The organism is Micromonospora sp. WMMD712, from assembly GCF_029581295.1.
GTDB classification, from domain to species: domain Bacteria; phylum Actinomycetota; class Actinomycetes; order Mycobacteriales; family Micromonosporaceae; genus Micromonospora; species Micromonospora carbonacea.
Map to the genome: position 1 here is coordinate 2776700 of NZ_CP120743.1, position 15859 is coordinate 2792558.

The following is a 15859-nucleotide window of genomic DNA, read 5'->3' on the forward strand; positions in this document are numbered from 1 at the left end:
CGGGACCCCGCTCGCCACCGCCCGCGTCACCGTGCGTGAAGACGGACCCGCTGGAGCGGGTCACGGCGGAAACTCACGCTGCGTGGCGGCCTGTCGAACTGGCACAACAGGCCGTGTTCCCTTTGCTCTGCACCCACGCACGCAGCGCCCGACCGAACAGGGCAGCTACGACCTCGCGGCGGGCGGGCCCGCGGATGTCGGGTAGCGCTGCGTGACCCGACGCGTCGGTGGGTGCAGAGCAAAGGGCCGGGAACCAGGGGCGGCTCCCGGCCGCCGGGTGGCGCTGCGTGACCTGCCGGGCAGGCGTCGCCGGCCCCGTCGGCGGGCCCTAGAGGTCGGTGGGGGCCGTGGCGGCGCGGGCGGCGGCGACCAGGCGGTCGGTCTCCGCGACCACCGGCTCGTCGTCGGTCGGGGTCCCCGGGTCGTAGCGCACCGTCCAGGTCAGACCATCCACCCCGGGCACGCGGCGGGCGGCGATCCGGCCCGCGCCGCCGGGCACCGGGTGGTGCTGGGTGTACGCCACCGAGCGCGTCACCCGCGCCCGCACCTGGTGCGGCAGCTCGGCCGGCGCGAGCAGCAGGTACGTCTCGGCCGGGCCGTCGGCCACCACCACGTACCCGGCGCGCTCGGCGACCCGCTCGGCCGGGGTGACGGTCAGCTCCCGCCCCGACCAGACGGCCTTGAGGACGTCGTGCCAGCCCAACCGGGCGTCCCGCCCCGGCAGCCAGAGCCCCAGGTTGGTGGCGACCAGCACGCCACCGTCACCGCCCTCGGCACCGCCCCCGCCCTCGGCACCGGCCGTGCCCGGTCCGGCGGCGGCCCAGGCCAGCACCCGCTCGGCGTCGGACAGCGGCGGACGCGCCGCCGGAGGAAGCTTCGGCTTACGGCGCAACAGCCCCATCACAGCCCTCCCGCGGCCTGCTCGCGCAGCGCCCGCGCGTGCTGCTCCAACGACAGCAGCTCCCCGAACAGCGCGAAGTACTCGTCCTTGTTGCTGACCGGGTTGACCCGCTGGATCTTCGACTTGAGATCCCGGATCCGGCCGGTCACCGAGCCCCACTGCAACCGGGCGATGGTCACCGAGACGTACCGGGGGTCGGGCTCCCCGTCGATGCGCAGCGGCTCCACGGCCAGCTCGCCCACGAGGGCCTGGGCGGCGAGGTCGGCGCAGGCGTCGCGGACCGCCTCGACCCAGACCGCGCCCTGCGTGGCGGCGGCGGCCCCGCCGGCCGCCGCGATCGCCTCCCGCACGGCCACGTGCACCGGGTGGTGGTATTCCGCCGCCTCGACCGCGTCGAACATCGGCCCGGCCAGCACCGGCTCCTGGAGGGCGAGCTTCAGCGCCTCCCGCTCGACCAGCGACATCGGGCTGTCCGTGGCGGGCGCGGGCCGGGCGGCGCGCGCCGGTGCCGCCGCCGCGCCGCCGGCGGGCTGGCCGGAGGCGGCGGCGAGCACGGCCCGCTGCACCGGCTCGATCTCCATGCCGAGGTCGCCGGCGAGCTTGCGGACGTACTCGGGGCGCTTCTCCCGGTCCTTGATCTTCGCGACGATCGGCGCGGCCCGGCGCATCGCCTCCACCCGGCCGTCGACGGTGTCCAGGTCGTACCGGTTGATCACGTGGCGCAGCGCGAAGTCGACAAGCGGCTCGCGGCGGGCGACCAGGTCGCGCACGGCCAGGTCGCCCTTTGCCAGGCGCAGGTCGCACGGGTCCATGTTGTCGGGGCTGACCGCGATGAAGGTGCGCCCGACGAAGCGCTGGTCGTCGTCGAACGCGCGCAGCGCCGCCTTCTGCCCGGCGGCGTCGCCGTCGAAGGTGAAGATGATCTCGCCGGCCACGTCGTCGGTGTCCAGCAGCAGCCGGCGCAGCACCGAGATGTGGTCCGCGCCGAACGCCGTGCCGCAGGTCGCCACCGCCGTCGGGACGTCGGCCAGGTGGCAGGCCATCACGTCGGTGTAGCCCTCGACGACGACCACCTTGCCCTGCTTGGCGATCTCCCGCTTGGCCTGGTCGATGCCGTAGAGGACGTGCGACTTCTTGTAGATCGGCGTCTCGGGGGTGTTCAGGTATTTCGGGCCGTCGTCGTCGTCGAACAGCTTGCGGGCGCCGAACCCGATCGGGTCGCCGGTGATGTCGCGGATCGGCCACATCAGCCGGCGACGGAACCGGTCGATCAGGGTGCCGGAGCGCGACGGGCGGGACAGCCCGGCCGTGACCAGCTCGTCGTGGGTGAAGCCCTGCTGCCGCAGGTGCTTGGTGAGCAGGTCCCAGGCGTCCGGGGCGAAGCCGCAGGCGTAGCGCTGGGCGGCGGCCCGGTCGAAGCCCCGCTGGGCGAGGAACTCCCGGGCCGGTCGGGCCCCGGCCGTGCCGAGCTGCGCCTGGTAGAACTCGACGGCGGCGGCGTGCGCGGCCACCAGGCGCTGCCGTTGCCCCTGCTGGGGGCGGGCGGCGCGCGGGGCGGACTGGTCGTTCTCGACGTACCGCAGCTGGATGCCGGCGCGGGCCGCGAGCCGCTCGACGGACTCGACGAAGCTGAGGTGGTCGGCGTCCATCAGGAACTTGATCGCGTCGCCGCCGGCCCCGCAGCCGAAGCAGTACCAGACGTTGCGGGCGGGCGAGACGTTGAACGACGGACTCTTCTCGTCGTGGAACGGGCACAGCCCCTTGAGGTTGCCGCCGCCCGCCGACCGGAGCGTCACGGTGTCCGAGATGACCTCGGCGATCGAGGTGCGCTCCCGGACCAGCGCGATGTCCTCGTCGCGGATCCGCCCAGCCATTCGCCACCCCCCTCGGCCCTACATCCTGCCCTGCCGGGGTGACCCGCGCGGCGTCGGGGGGACGGCGGGCGGGCGCGTCCCGCGCCGCCCCGGATCACCGCGTCAGGCGGGCGTGGTGGCCTCGTCGGCCTCGACCTGCCGGTTCCAGTCGGGCTTGGTCGAGCGCCAGCCCTCGTCGTCCATCCCCCGCCGCCAGTAGCCGGAGATCGACAGCCACTCGCGGGGCACGCCGCGCTCGACGCGCAGCAGCCGGCGCAGCTCGCGGACGAAGTTCGCCTCGCCGTGCACGAAGGCGTGCACGGTGCCGGGCGGGAAGTCCAGCGCCCGCACCGCCGCCACCAGCGCCTCGCCGACCGGCCGGTCGCCCCGGTGCAGCCAGGTCAGCTCGACGTCGCCCTTGCTGGGCAGCGGCTGCTCCTCGGCGGCGTCGGCCACCTCCAGGAAGACCCGCGCCGGCGCGTCCGCCGGGAGCCGTTCCAGGGCGGCGGCGATCGCCGGCAGCGCGCTCTCGTCGCCCACCAGCAGGTGCCAGTCGGCGTCGGGGCTCGGCGCGTACGCCCCGCCGGGGCCGACGAACCGCACCGGGTCGCCGGGCCGCAGCCGGGCCGCCCAGGGGCCGGCCACCCCCTCGTCGCCGTGGTGCACCACGTCGATGGTCAGCTCGTTGGCCGCCGCGTCGAAGGCTCGCACCGTGTACGCGCGCAGCCGCGGCCACTGGTCGGCGGGCAGGCGGCGGATCGCCGCGAGGTCGACCGGCTCCGGATAGGTCACCCCGTCCGGCGGGAAGACGAGCTTCACGTAGTGGTCGGTGTGCTCGCCCACCGGGAGGCCGGTCAGCTCCTCCCCGCCGAGCACCAGCCGGATCACGTGCGGGGTGGGCCGCCAGGTCCGCAGGACCCGCGCGGTGGTGACCTTCTTCGGGCGCTCCGTCATGCGGCTTAGGCTAGCCTAAGCTCGCCAGGTCGCCCACCGGCCGGGTCGGCGGCCCGCCCGCACCCGGCCCCGGCGTTCAGCCGACGCGCAGCCGCTCGTGCCAGGCGACGGCGGCCGGGTCGGTGAGCGAGGCGACCTGGTCGATCACCACGCGCAGCCGGGCGGCGTCGTCCGGGGCGTCGCGCCACAGCGGGGCGAAGACCGGGTCCAGCGCCTCGGGGGCCCGCCGGGTCAGGGCGGTGACCAGCTCGGTGAGGACCTCCCGCTGCCGCTCGTAGCGGTGCCGGGCACCGGGGCGGCGCATCACGTAGCGCAGCGCCAGGCCCTTGAGCAGCGCGCACTCGGCCCGGACCCGGCGCGGCACCACCAGGTCGGCCGCGTAGCGGCGCAGCGGGCCGGGCCCGCAGCGCTCCCGGGTGGCGGCCACCACCGTCGAGACGAACCGGCCGGTGAGCACGCTGGTAGTCGCCTTCAGCGCGGCCTGGGCCCGGTGGCTGCCGTCGTAGCCGGCGAGGGGGGCGAGCACCGGGTCGGCGAGCAGCTCGACCAGCACGGCGGCCAGGTCCGCCGGGGACTCCCCGGAGTACGTGGCCGCCACGTCGGCGCAGAGCGCGGCCCGCTCGTCGGGGTCGGCCAGCAGCGGGCCGAGGCCCACGTACCCGCCGTGGACGCCGTCCTCGACGTCGTGCACCGAGTACGCCACGTCGTCGGCCCAGTCCATCACCTGCGCCTCCAGGCAGCGCCGCCCCCCGGCCGGCGCGCCGGCGCGCAGCCAGTCGAAGACCGGCCGGTCGTCGGCGTACACCCCGAACTTGCCGCCCGCCGGCCGGCGCGGCCACGGGTACTTCGTGGTGGCGTCGAGCGACGCCCGGGTCAGGTTGAGCCCGGCGGACCCGCCGCCCGGGGCGAGCACCTTGGCCTCCAGCCGGGTGAGCACCCGCAGCGTCTGCGCGTTGCCCTCGAAGCCGCCGCACGCGGCGGCGAGCTGGTCGAGGGCGGCCTCGCCGTTGTGCCCGAACGGCGGGTGGCCGAGGTCGTGGGCCAGCCCGGCGGTGTCCACCACGTCGGGGTCGCAGCCCAGCCGGGCGCCCATCTCGCGGGCGATCTGCGCCACCTCCAGCGAGTGGGTGAGCCGGGTGCGCAGGAAGTCGTCGGTGCCGGCGGTGTGCACCTGGGTCTTCGCGGCGAGCCGGCGGAACGCGGCCGAGTGCAGCACGCGCGCCCGGTCCCGCTCGTACGGCGAGCGGCCGGCGCCGGTGTCCTTCGCCGGCTCGTCGACCCACCGCGCGCCGCCGCAGCCGCCCCGGCGGTGCCGGTCGGGGCCGCCCGGGTGGCCGGCGGAGCAGTCGGAGCCGCCCGGGTGGCCGGCGGAGCAGTCGGAGCCGCCCGGGTGGCCGGCGGAGCCCGCGTCCCGGGCGCTGGTCATGCGGTCCACCCTCCACCGGTGCTGCGACATCCTTCGCGAGAGCCACCAGGCTACGCCCGACGACCACCGGTGGCGCGGTGCCGGCTCCCCGCCCCCGGCGGCGCGCGACGAGTCCCCGCCCGGCGGCGCGCAACAGCCGATCAGTCGAGAGTTGTCGGCTAATTGCCGACCGTGACGGGTCGCGGTCCACCATGGCGACCGGTAGCGTTCCCAGAGCAGAACGTTACCGATGATCCGCCCACCTGAATCAGATCCGAACCTGATGAATCGGACGACGGGAAGTGACGCTCGTGGACGCTGACACGGTGCTGGAAACGGAACTCCGGGGGCTACGCCAGCGCCGGCCGGAGGTCGCCGGGGGCGTGCTCGCCGGCACCGACGGCCTGCTCATCTCCAGCGACCTGCCGACGACCGACGCCACCCACCTGGCGGCCCTGGCCGCGGCCAGCTTCGGCCTCGGCCACCGGGTCGCCGACACGGTCCGGCACGGCGAGTTCCAGGAGTCGGTCGTGTTCACCGCCCGGGGCTGCGTAGTGACCTACCCGGCCGGCCGGCACGCCCTGCTGACCCTGGTCACCGGGGCCCGCACCGACCTGGAGGCCCTGCACCGGGAGGCCCGCGAGGTGGCCGCCCGGACCGGCTCGGCCTTCGACCAGGAGCGCAGCGCGCCCGTCAGCATGCCCGCGCCCGACCCGCGCGCGCCGCTGGCCATGCGGACCCCGATGGCGACGCTGCCGGGGCGCACGCCGAACGCGCCCCGCGCGACCGGCTGGCGGCGTCCGCCGATCTGAGCCCGCCGGCCCCGGTGCGGGATGCGTGCGGCTTCCCCACCGGGGCCGGCGCCTGGCCGACGGCTCAGCGGCTGTCGGAGCCGACCGTCTCGACCGCCGCGCGACCGGCCTCCAGGCGGGCCACCGGCACCCGGAACGGCGAGCAGGAGACATAGTCCAGGCCGACGGAGTGGAAGAAGTGGACGGACTCCGGGTCGCCGCCGTGCTCGCCGCAGACGCCGAGCTTCAGCCCCGGCCGGGCGGCCCGGCCCTCCTCGGCGGCGATCCGCACCAGCCGGCCCACGCCGTCACGGTCGATCGACTCGAACGGCGAGATGCCGAAGATGCCCAGCTCCAGGTAGCGCCAGAAGAAGGCCCCCTCCACGTCGTCGCGGGAGAAGCCCCAGCCCATCTGGGTCAGGTCGTTGGTGCCGAAGGAGAAGAACTGCGCCGCCTCGGCGATCTGGCCGGCGGTCAGCGCCGCCCGGGGCACCTCGATCATCGTGCCGATCAGCACCTCGACGCCGCTGTCCCCGACCACCTCGGCGATGATCTTCTCGGCCTCCGCGCGCACCGTCTCCAGCTCCTGCACCGCCCCGACCAGCGGGACCATGATCTCCGGGCAGGCCGACCCGCCGTCGCGGGTGACCCGCACGGCGGCCTCGGCGATCGCCCGCACCTGCATGGCGAACAGGCCGGGGATGACCAGGCCGAGCCGCACCCCGCGCAGGCCCAGCATCGGGTTCTCCTCGTGCATCCGCCGGACGGCGGCGAGCAGCGCCTCCTCCTTCGCCACGTCCTCGCCGCGTTCCTGGGCGACGGCGACGTCGACCGCGAGCTGTTCCAGCGGGGGCAGGAACTCGTGCAGCGGCGGGTCGATCAGCCGCACCGTGACCGGCAGGCCGTCCATCTCGCGGAAGATCTCCACGAAGTCGTCGCGCTGCAACGGCAGCAGCGCGGCGAGGGCGTCGGCGCGTTCGGTGTCGGTGCGGGCCAGGATCAGCCGCTCGACCAGCTCGCGCCGGTCGCCGAGGAACATGTGCTCGGTGCGGCACAGCCCGATGCCCTGCGCGCCGAAGCGGCGGGCCCGGGCGGCGTCCGCCCCCGTGTCGGCGTTCGCGCGCACCGCCAGCCGCCGGGCCGCGTCGGCGTGCGTCATGATCCGGTGTACGGCCTTGACCAGCGCGTCGTCGGCCTCGTCGGGGTCGAGCGTGCCCTCGAAGTAGCGCACCACCTCCGACGGCGTGACCGGCACCTCGCCGAGGTAGACCTTGCCGGTGGTGCCGTCGATCGAGACGACGTCGCCCTCGTGCACGGTCTGTCCGGCGACGGTGAACCGCTTCGCGGGCACGTTGACGTCGATCTCGTCGGCACCGGACACGCAGGTCTTGCCCATGCCCCGGGCGACCACGGCGGCATGGCTGGTCTTGCCGCCGCGCGAGGTGAGGATGCCCTTCGCGGCGATCATGCCGTTGAGGTCGTCGGGGTTGGTCTCCCGACGGACCAGGATCACCGCCTCGCCCTCGGCGGCCAGCTCGACGGCGCGGGCGGAGGTGAAGACCACCTTGCCGGACGCCGCGCCCGGCGACGCCCCGACGCCCCTGGCGACCGGCTCGAAGTCGTGGTCGAGCTGGAACCGGGGGAACATGAGCTGGGCGAGCTGCGCGCCGTTGACCCGGTGCAGCGCCTCGTCGAGGTCGATCAGGCCCTCGTCGACGAGCTGGCCGGCGATGACGAACGCCGCCGCGGCGGTGCGCTTGCCGACCCGGGTCTGGAGCATCCAGAGCTTGCCGCGCTCGATGGTGAACTCGATGTCGCACAGGTCCCGGTAGTGCCCCTCCAGCCGGGCCATGATGTCGAGCAGCTCGTCGTAGGACCGCTTGTCGAGGCGTTCCAGGTCCTGCAACGGCACGGTGTTGCGGATGCCGGCGACGACGTCCTCGCCCTGGGCGTTGGCCAGGTAGTCGCCGTAGATGCCCTGCGCGCCGCTGGCCGGGTCGCGGGTGAAGGCGACGCCGGTGCCGGAGTCCGGGCCGAGGTTGCCGAAGACCATGGCCACCACGTTGACGGCGGTGCCGAGGTCGGCGGGGATGCGCTCCTGCCGGCGGTAGAGCACCGCGCGCTCGGCGTTCCACGACTCGAAGACCGCGCGGATGGCCAGGTCGAGCTGCTCGCGGGGCTCCTGCGGGAAGTCGCGCCCGGTGTGCTTGAGGAAGATCTTCTTGTACGCGTCGACCAGCCCCCGCAGGTCGTCGGCGTCCAGGTCGAGGTCGCTGGTGGTGCCCCGGGCGCGCTTGGCCTCGTCGAGCGCGTGCTCGAACTCCTCGCCCGGCACCTCGCAGACGGTCTTGCCGAACATCTGGATCAGCCGGCGGTAGGAGTCCCAGGCGAACCGTTCGTTGCCGCCAGCCTGGGCGGCGAGCCCGACGACGCTGCGGTCGTTGAGGCCGACGTTGAGGACGGTCTCCATCATGCCCGGCATGGAGAACTTCGCCCCGGAGCGCACGGAGACCAGCAGCGGGTCGTGCGGGTCGCCGAGGCGGCGGCCCATGCCCCGCTCCAGCGACTCCAGGTGCGCCTCGATCTGGCCGGCGAGCCCGTCCGGCTCCCGTCCGGTGGCGAGGTACGCCTGACAGGCCTCGGTGGTGATGGTGAAGCCGGGCGGCACCGGCAGGCCGAGGTTCGTCATCTCGGCGAGGTTGGCCCCCTTGCCGCCGAGCAGGTCCTTGAGGTCCCTGTTGCCCTCGGCGAAGTCGTAGACGTACTTGTGATCGACCGTCTCTTGCGCTGTCACCAGAGCCTCCCACGCGCGCCGGACTGACACTTAACGAAGGTTCAGTTTTCCGATACCCCAGGGCTGACCACCGCTAATCCGGTGTCGTCGCCGATCGGTGGGCGAAGGCTAAGCGAACATCGCGTGACCTGGGGCTACTTGGTGACAATCGGCACAGCCATCACGACTATCCGCGTCCGTACCGGTTGTTGGGAACGTTTCCACGCGCACGATCACGCAATTCTCGGGTCCCCTCGTACTCTTGAGCGCACCGGTTCTGCCGAACTTCACCTTTGCCATATCCCTCGCGAATACACCCCCGGAGTCCGCACCGTGCCGCCCACCCCGCCCCGCCCCGCCGAGCCCGGCCGCCGCCCGCTCGACCCGACCGGCCCGGCTGTCGGCCCGACCGGCCACGAGCCGGCCGCCGCCGACCTGGCCCGCGCCGCCGCCCGCGCCGCCGCCGACCGGCTCGCGCCGCCGGCCCCCGTCGGGCTGGGCGACGTGGTCCCCGCCCCGGAACGGGTCGAGCCCGACCCGGCCGCCGACTTCACGCTCCCCGCCGACGCGGCCGTCCGGGTCAGCCCCGACCCGGCCGCCCGGGACGTCGCCGAGCAGCTCGCCGACCTGCTGCGGCCCGCCACCGGCTACCCGCTCCCGGTGACCGACGCCGCGCCGCCCGCCGAGGGCCTGGCCCTCCAGCTCTCCGCCGCGCCCGGCGACGGCCCGGTCGCCGGGCCCGCCACCCCGGGCCCGGTCGCCGAGCTCGGCGCGGAGGGCTACCGGCTCGACGTGACCCCCGACGCGGTACGCATCACCGCCGCCACCCCGGCCGGCCTCCTGCACGGCGTGCAGACCCTGCGTCAGCTCCTGCCGCCCGCGATCGAGAGCCCCGCCCCCGTGGCCGCCCGGTGGGCGGTGCCCGGCGGGGTGATCGTCGACCGGCCCCGGTTCCCCTACCGGGGCGCGATGCTCGACGTGGCGCGGCACTTCTTCGGCGTCGCCGACGTGCTGCGGGTGATCGACCACCTGGCCCGGTACAAGCTCAACCACCTGCACCTGCACCTCACCGACGACCAGGGCTGGCGGATCGCCGTCGACGGCTGGCCGGGGCTGGCCACCGTCGGCGGGGCGACCCAGGTCGGCGGCGGCCCCGGCGGGGCATACTCCCGGGCCGACTACCGGCGCATCGTCTCCTACGCCGCCCGCCGGCACGTCACCGTCGTCCCGGAGATCGACCTGCCCGGCCACACCAACGCGGCGCTGACGGCGTATCCGCAGCTCGCGCCGGACGGGGTCGCGCCGCCGCCGTACACGGGCACCGAGGTCGGCTTCAGCTATCTCGACCCGGACGACGAGCGCACGTACGCCTTCGTCGCCGACGTGCTCGGCGAGGTCGCCGCGCTCACCCCCGGGCCGTGGCTGCACATCGGCGGGGACGAGGCGTTCAAGGTCCCGGCCGACGCGTACGCCCGCTTCGTCGAGCGGGCGCAGGGCATCGTCGCCGGCACCGGCAAGACCGTGGTCGGCTGGCACCAGATCGCCCCGGCCGGGCACGCCGACGGGCGGGTCCTCCAGTGGTGGGGCACCACGGGCGACGACCCCGCGACGGCCGAGGCGGTCCGGCGCGGCGCGCGGGTCATCCTCTCCCCGGGAAACCACGCATACCTGGACATGAAGTACGCCCCGGACACCCCGATCGGGCACGACTGGGCGGGCCTCGTCGACGTGGAACGGGCGTACGGCTGGGATCCGGGGACGCACCTGGCCGGGGTCCCGGCGGACGCGGTGCTCGGCGTGGAGGCCCCGCTCTGGACCGAGTCGGTGACCTCGCTGGCCGAGATCGAGTTCATGCTGCTGCCCCGGCTGCCCGCCCTCGCCGAGCTGGGCTGGTCGCCCCGGCACACCCACGACTGGGCGTCCTTCCGCCGTCGCCTCGCCGGGCACGGCCCCCGCTGGCACACCGCCGGCATCACCTTCCACCCCGCCCCGGAGATCCCCTGGCCGACCACTGGCCCCACCGGGCTCCCCAGCCCTCGTCGGGCGTCGCAGCCGACCGCACCCACGGCCGACCTGCCCTGACGCGAGGGATGCCCGGTTTGCGCCGCCGCGTCCCGTGGCCCGGGTCACCGCGACGGCGGAATCGGGGTGGGGGTGGGGGCGTTGTATCTGGCATGCGACCGGGGCTCTGCCGCCCGGTCGGGCCCTTGAACCGCCCCGCCTCCGCCCCGCGCGCCGGGATGCCGGGGGCCGGGAACCCCGGAATGCCGGTGGGGTCGGGGTCGTTGCACCCTCTGGACGCCCGAGCAGGCCCCCGCCGCCGGGTCGTCCTTCCCCCGGACTTTTCTTCGCGGTGCCGCCGCGCGTGTCCCCTTCGCGGTGCCGTGTCTTCTCCCCCGAGCAGAGGAGTCGCCGTTATGCGTACCGATCTGATTCGTCGTACCGTTCTGACCGTTGCTGGTGTCGCTGCGACCGCTGGTGGGATCGCGGGGCCGGCGCTGGCCGCGCAGGCCGCTCCCGCGGAGCGGGCCGCCGTGTCGGTGCAGGCGGAGCGTCGGCCGGCGGGTGAGCGTCAGCTGGACGTGCGCTACGAGGCGCAGCCCAACTTCTTCTACTGTGGCCCGGCGGCGGCGCGTAACGCGCTGAGCGTGCAGGGCAAGGACATCGACGTGGACACCATGGCCAAGGAGATGGGCACCACCGAGGCCGGCACCGACTCCATCAACGACATCACCCCCGTGCTGAACAAGGAGACCGGCCGCAAGGCGTACCACAGCACGGAGCTGCCGGCCGACAAGGTCGACGGCAAGAGCATCGACAAGCTGCGCGCCGACGTCGTGCGCGCGGTCGACGACGGCCGGGCCGTGGTGGCCAACATCGCCGGCACCGCCACCGACACCGACGGCGTCAGCCACTCCTTCGAGGGCGGCCACTACATCAGCGTCGTCGGCTACTCCGAGGGCGGGAAGACCGTGACGATCGCCGACTCGGCCAACCCGGACCAGGCCAGCTACCGCATCGACGTCGACGCCCTGGCGCACTGGATCGCCAGCCGCGGCTACGCCTCCTGACGCACCGCACGAAGGGCCCGACCCCCACCGGGGTCGGGCCCTTCGGCCTCGTGTTTTGACCGTTCTGTGGGCAGGGTGGTCTGGCGGTGTGGTGTGGGTGTGTTCGTGGTGGTGTGGTTGAGGGCTGTCATTTGCCCTTGTGGACGGCGTTCTTGCGGATGACCGGATAGCGAGTGCGGCGTTTGCGGCGTCTTCCGGCAGGGCGTCCGGGTCCGGGGTGCCCGGGTTTCGCGTGTCCTGGTGGTTGCCAGGCGTTGCGCAGAGCGGGCGAAACCTGTCGGCGTGTCTGGCCGGGGGTCGGGGTTGTGGTGGTGGCGGGTTCCCAGGGCAGCCGGTGGTGGGTGATGTGGTTGCGGGCGCAGAACAGGTGCAGGTAGGCGTAGGCGTGCAGGCGGAGCCAGGTGGTCAGGGTGCCGGGCTGGCGGGGGTGGAAGTCCGGGGCCTGGGCGGTGGTTTTCAAGTAGCGGAAGTAGTGCTCGACGTCGAAGCGGGCCAGGTAGGTCATGACCAGGGTGAGCAGGTCGCGGCGGTGGCCGGAGTACCAGAGTGCGAGGTCGCCGGCGCGGCGGCTGGGGCGCAGGTGCTGGACCCGGGCGAGTAGCACGGTGCCCTCGACGATCGGGAGGGTACCCGGGTCGGTGAATCCGCGGCTGGCGCGGGTGAGTTTGGGGTGGACCTGATGCCAGGCCCGAACGGTGACGATGCCGTAGATGTCGAGTGGTCCGCTGACACCGGCGTCCGGGGTCAGGTCGGGTTCGCGTAGGGCCAGCCGGAACCCGTGCCGGCGGGGCCGGCCTCCGAGTGGGTGAGCGGCCCGGCGTTCGGGTCGGGTCCACATGGTCTGCGAGGTCGCCAGCCTGACCAGGACGTCCGCGGGAATCCCGCGCTCGCGCAGCAGATGGGTGATCCGGGCCGCGGGATAGCCGGAATCCAGCAGGAACAGCGACGGATCGGCCGGGCGGGCCCCGTCCTGGGCGCAGACCCGGGCGATGTGGTCCACGGTGACCTCCACCAGGTCGTCGCCGGAGGCGATCCGGTCGGTCAGGACCGGCACGACCCACGAGTCCGGGGTCAGCGTCAACCGGACGACGTGCTGATACCGCCACCCGGTCCTGATCAGCGCCGCGCCACGCGGGCCGCCCGGGGTGTACTGCGGCTGCCGGTCCGGGCTGGTGGCCGCGTTCGGCCGTGGCCACGCGGTGGTGTCGACGGCATACACCCGGGGCAGGCCGGACCGAGCGGCGATCCGACACGCCGCCCGCAACGCCCGGCCGGTGTCCACCTCACCGTCGCGCAACGCCCTGTACGCCGCGGCGTGCCCGGTGACGGCGCCCAGCGACAGATGCGCCGGACAGCCACACCGGCCCTGATCGGCGGCCAGCTCGTCGACCAGCGTGAACAACGTCCGTGACCGGGACACCAGGACGCCCTCGTACAACTCCCGCCGCCACGCATCCAACAAGATCCGGCCCAGCTCGCCGTCACCAGCACCAGTAGCCGTTACTCTCCTCATCGAGGACCCTGCCCATTGATGATCTTTGTGTGAGAACTCAGATCATGGACAGGGTCCTCCCCATTCCGCTAGACCTCGACCACCACAAATCCCCCCGATGGTCAAAACACGAGCACGAAGGGCCCGACCCCCACCGGGGTCGGGCCCTTCGGCGTAAGGAAGGGCCCCTTGTTAACGCTTTCTGTTGTACAGGGGGCCCCTGCAAACAAACCGTCAGCCGCCGGAGTCGGCCAGCTCCGCGCCCTCCGGAACCGTGTCGTCGTCCCGGCTGGCCAGCCAGCCGTCGGGCAGGAAGACCTTGCCGGGCGAGTTCGTCCGGCCGCGCGGCTGACCCAGCGTCGCCACCGGGAACGGCTCGGCCGGGTCGAGCTTGCCGAGCAGGTCGTCGAGCTGGGCCAGGCCCTCGATCATCGCCAGCTCGCGGCGCAGCTCGCTGCCGACCGGGAAGCCCTTGAGATACCAGGCCACGTGCTTGCGGAAGTCCGTGCAGCCGTCCCGCTCGCCCCGGGCCGGGTTGCGCGCGCCCGCCGTGAACTGGTCGACCAGCAGCTCCGCGTGCCGGCGCATGGTCGCCGCCACCTCGCCGAGGGTGGGCAGCCGCCGCTCCGGCCGGCCCTCGAACGCGGCCTCCAGGTCGGCGAACAGCCACGGCCGGCCCAGGCAGCCGCGCCCGATCACCACGCCGTCGACGCCGGTGTGGGCCACCATCCGCAGCGCGTCGTCGGCCTCCCAGATGTCGCCGTTGCCGAGCACCGGCACGTCGAGCGCCTGCTTGAGGGTGGCGATGGCGTCCCAGTCGGCGGTGCCCGAATAGCGCTGCGCGGCCGTACGCCCGTGCAGGGCCACCGCCGCGACCCCGGCGTCCTGGGCGGCGAGCCCCGCCTCGACGTACGTCAGGTGGTCGTCGTCGATGCCCTTGCGCATCTTCACGGTGACCGGCACCCCGGCGGGCGAGGCGGCGTCCACGGCGGCCCGGACGAGGCGGGCGAAGAGCCGGCGTCGCCAGGGCAGGGCCGACCCGCCGCCCTTGCGGGTGACCTTCGGGACGGGGCAGCCGAAGTTGAGGTCGATGTGGTCGGCGAGATCCTTCTCCACCACGATCCGCACGGCGGCGGCGGTGATCTCCGGGTCGGTGCCGTAGAGCTGGAGGCTGCGCGGCCGCTCGTCGTCGCCGAAGGCGATCATCCGCAGCGTCTTCGGGTTCCGCTCGACCAACGCGACCGTGGTGATCATCTCGCAGACGTAGATGCCGCCGCCCTGCTCCCGGCACAGCCGGCGGAAGCCGACGTTGGTGATCCCGGCCATCGGGGCGAGCACCACCGGCGGCCACACCTCGTGCCGCCCGATGCGCAGCCCGCCGCCCGGCCCGCTCCCCTGCCTTCCGCTCCCACTCACCCGCCAAGTGTAAGGAGGGGCCCCCTGTTAACGCCTTTTGCATAGCAGGGGACCCCTGTTAACAACCGCCCGTAGCACACCCGCCGGGCTGGCGGGGGTTGTCCACAGGGCCGGGGGTTGTCCACAGGCAGGGCCGTCGGGCGGGACAGTGCCGAGGCGGCGCGGCCATGCTGCGGGGCATGGCCGACTTCTCACCCGAGCTGGACCGGGCCGCGCAGGGCCAGCAGCAGATCGTCACGCGGGCGCAGCTGCTCGCCGCCGGCTTCGACGACATGCACCTCTACCGGCAGGCCCGCCGGGGCCGCTGGCAGCGGGTCCTCCCGGCCACGTACGCCCTGTTCACCGGCGCGCTGACCGACGAGCAGCGGCGCATCTCCGCCGCCCTCTACGCGGGCGGGCAGGCGCAGCTCACCGGGCTGGCCGCCCTGACCTGGTACGGCTTCCGCTACAGCCCGCGCAGCGACGACGTACACCTGATCGTGCCGCACCACGCGCGACGCCGGTCGGCCGGGCACGCAGTGATCTCCCGGGCGCTGGCGCTCGACGAGCGGGCCCGGCGGACGGCGCTCTACCCGGTGTGCTCGCCCGCCCGCGCCGTGGTCGACGCGGCCCGCGACCTGCGCGAGCTGCGGCCGGTCCGCGCGATCGTCGCCGAGGCGGTGCAACGGGGGTACGCCGACCTGACCGCGCTGGACGAGGAGATCCGCCGGGCGCGGCGCAGCCGGACGGCGCTGGTCCGGAAGGCGTTCGCGGAGGTCGTCGACGGCACCCGGTCGGCGCCGGAGGCCGAGCTGCGGGAGTGCCTCGCCGGCAGCCGGGTGGTGCCGCAGATCCGGTGGAACGCGCGCCTGGTCAGCGGCGACGGCGTCGCGCTGCCGACCCCGGACGGCTACCTGGCCGACGCGGCGGTGGCCCTGGAGGTGGACTCGCAGGAGTTCCACTTCAGCCCGGCCGACTGGGCGCGGACGCTGGACCGGCACAACGAGCTGAGCCGGCACGGGGTGCTGATCCTGCACTTCACGCCGGCGCAGATCCGCCGGGAGCCGGAGCGCGTGCGCCGCATGGTGGAGGACGCGTACGAGTCGCGGCGCGGCCTCGGCGCGACGACCCGGGTGCGCGTGGAGCCCCGCCCCGCCGACGCCCCGCCCCCGGCGGACGCCCCGCCCCCCGGGGAGGGGCGGTGAGAAGGGGCCCCTTCTATAC

11 protein-coding genes are annotated in these 15859 nt (G+C 74.3%); 4 read left to right on the plus strand and 7 right to left on the minus strand.

Annotation, left to right across the window (positions count from 1 at the left end; translation table 11 throughout):
* Positions 1–328 precede the first annotated feature (328 nt).
* The 4 genes from O7633_RS11615 to O7633_RS11630 form a co-directional block, all read right to left on the minus strand.
* Complete coding sequence (locus O7633_RS11615; protein ID WP_282327823.1) at positions 329–901, minus strand: hypothetical protein; 573 nt, start codon at positions 899–901, stop codon at positions 329–331.
* Complete coding sequence (dnaG, locus tag O7633_RS11620) at positions 901–2775, minus strand: DNA primase (protein WP_278128684.1); 1875 nt, start codon at positions 2773–2775, stop codon at positions 901–903. The genes O7633_RS11615 and dnaG overlap by 1 nt, the downstream gene beginning before the upstream one ends.
* Before the next feature lie 102 nt (positions 2776–2877).
* Positions 2878–3708: a siderophore-interacting protein gene (locus tag O7633_RS11625; protein ID WP_278128686.1), complete on the minus strand. Its 831-nt coding sequence runs from the start codon at positions 3706–3708 to the stop codon at positions 2878–2880.
* A gap of 76 nt (positions 3709–3784) precedes the next feature.
* Positions 3785–5134 (minus strand): deoxyguanosinetriphosphate triphosphohydrolase, encoded by a 1350-nt coding sequence (locus O7633_RS11630; protein ID WP_282327825.1) that lies wholly within the window; start codon positions 5132–5134, stop codon positions 3785–3787.
* Positions 5135–5424: 290 nt separating this feature from the next.
* Here O7633_RS11630 and O7633_RS11635 point away from each other — a divergent pair, with 290 nt between their 5' ends.
* Positions 5425–5925, plus strand: coding sequence for a roadblock/LC7 domain-containing protein (locus O7633_RS11635; protein ID WP_074474930.1), 501 nt, complete (start codon positions 5425–5427; stop codon positions 5923–5925).
* Between the two features lie 64 nt (positions 5926–5989).
* On the opposite strand, the gene ppdK is transcribed toward O7633_RS11635, so the two are convergent.
* A complete protein-coding gene (gene ppdK, locus O7633_RS11640; RefSeq protein ID WP_282327826.1) occupies positions 5990–8698 on the minus strand; it encodes a pyruvate, phosphate dikinase in 2709 nt (902 codons plus the stop codon).
* Positions 8699–9010: 312 nt separating this feature from the next.
* Between ppdK and O7633_RS11645 the strand changes: the two genes are divergently transcribed.
* On the plus strand, positions 9011–10759 hold the full coding sequence (locus tag O7633_RS11645) for a beta-N-acetylhexosaminidase (RefSeq protein ID WP_282327828.1): 1749 nt from the start codon (positions 9011–9013) through the stop codon (positions 10757–10759).
* Between the two features lie 335 nt (positions 10760–11094).
* A complete protein-coding gene (locus O7633_RS11650; protein ID WP_282327829.1) occupies positions 11095–11748 on the plus strand; it encodes a C39 family peptidase in 654 nt (217 codons plus the stop codon).
* A 127-nt stretch (positions 11749–11875) separates the two neighbouring features.
* Here the strand turns inward: O7633_RS11650 and O7633_RS11655 are convergent, their stop codons facing one another.
* Together O7633_RS11655 and dusB are read right to left on the minus strand one after the other, a co-directional pair.
* Positions 11876–13261, minus strand: a complete 1386-nt coding sequence (locus tag O7633_RS11655) for a hypothetical protein (RefSeq protein WP_282323395.1) — start codon at positions 13259–13261, stop codon at positions 11876–11878.
* Between the two features lie 213 nt (positions 13262–13474).
* Positions 13475–14614, minus strand: a complete 1140-nt coding sequence (gene dusB, locus O7633_RS11660) for a tRNA dihydrouridine synthase DusB (protein ID WP_282328529.1) — start codon at positions 14612–14614, stop codon at positions 13475–13477.
* Positions 14615–14835: 221 nt separating this feature from the next.
* Here dusB and O7633_RS11665 point away from each other — a divergent pair, with 221 nt between their 5' ends.
* Positions 14836–15840 carry a type IV toxin-antitoxin system AbiEi family antitoxin domain-containing protein gene (locus O7633_RS11665; protein WP_282327830.1) on the plus strand — a complete coding sequence of 335 codons (1005 nt, stop codon included), beginning with the start codon at positions 14836–14838 and terminating at the stop codon, positions 15838–15840.
* The last annotated feature ends 19 nt before the right edge of the window (positions 15841–15859 follow it).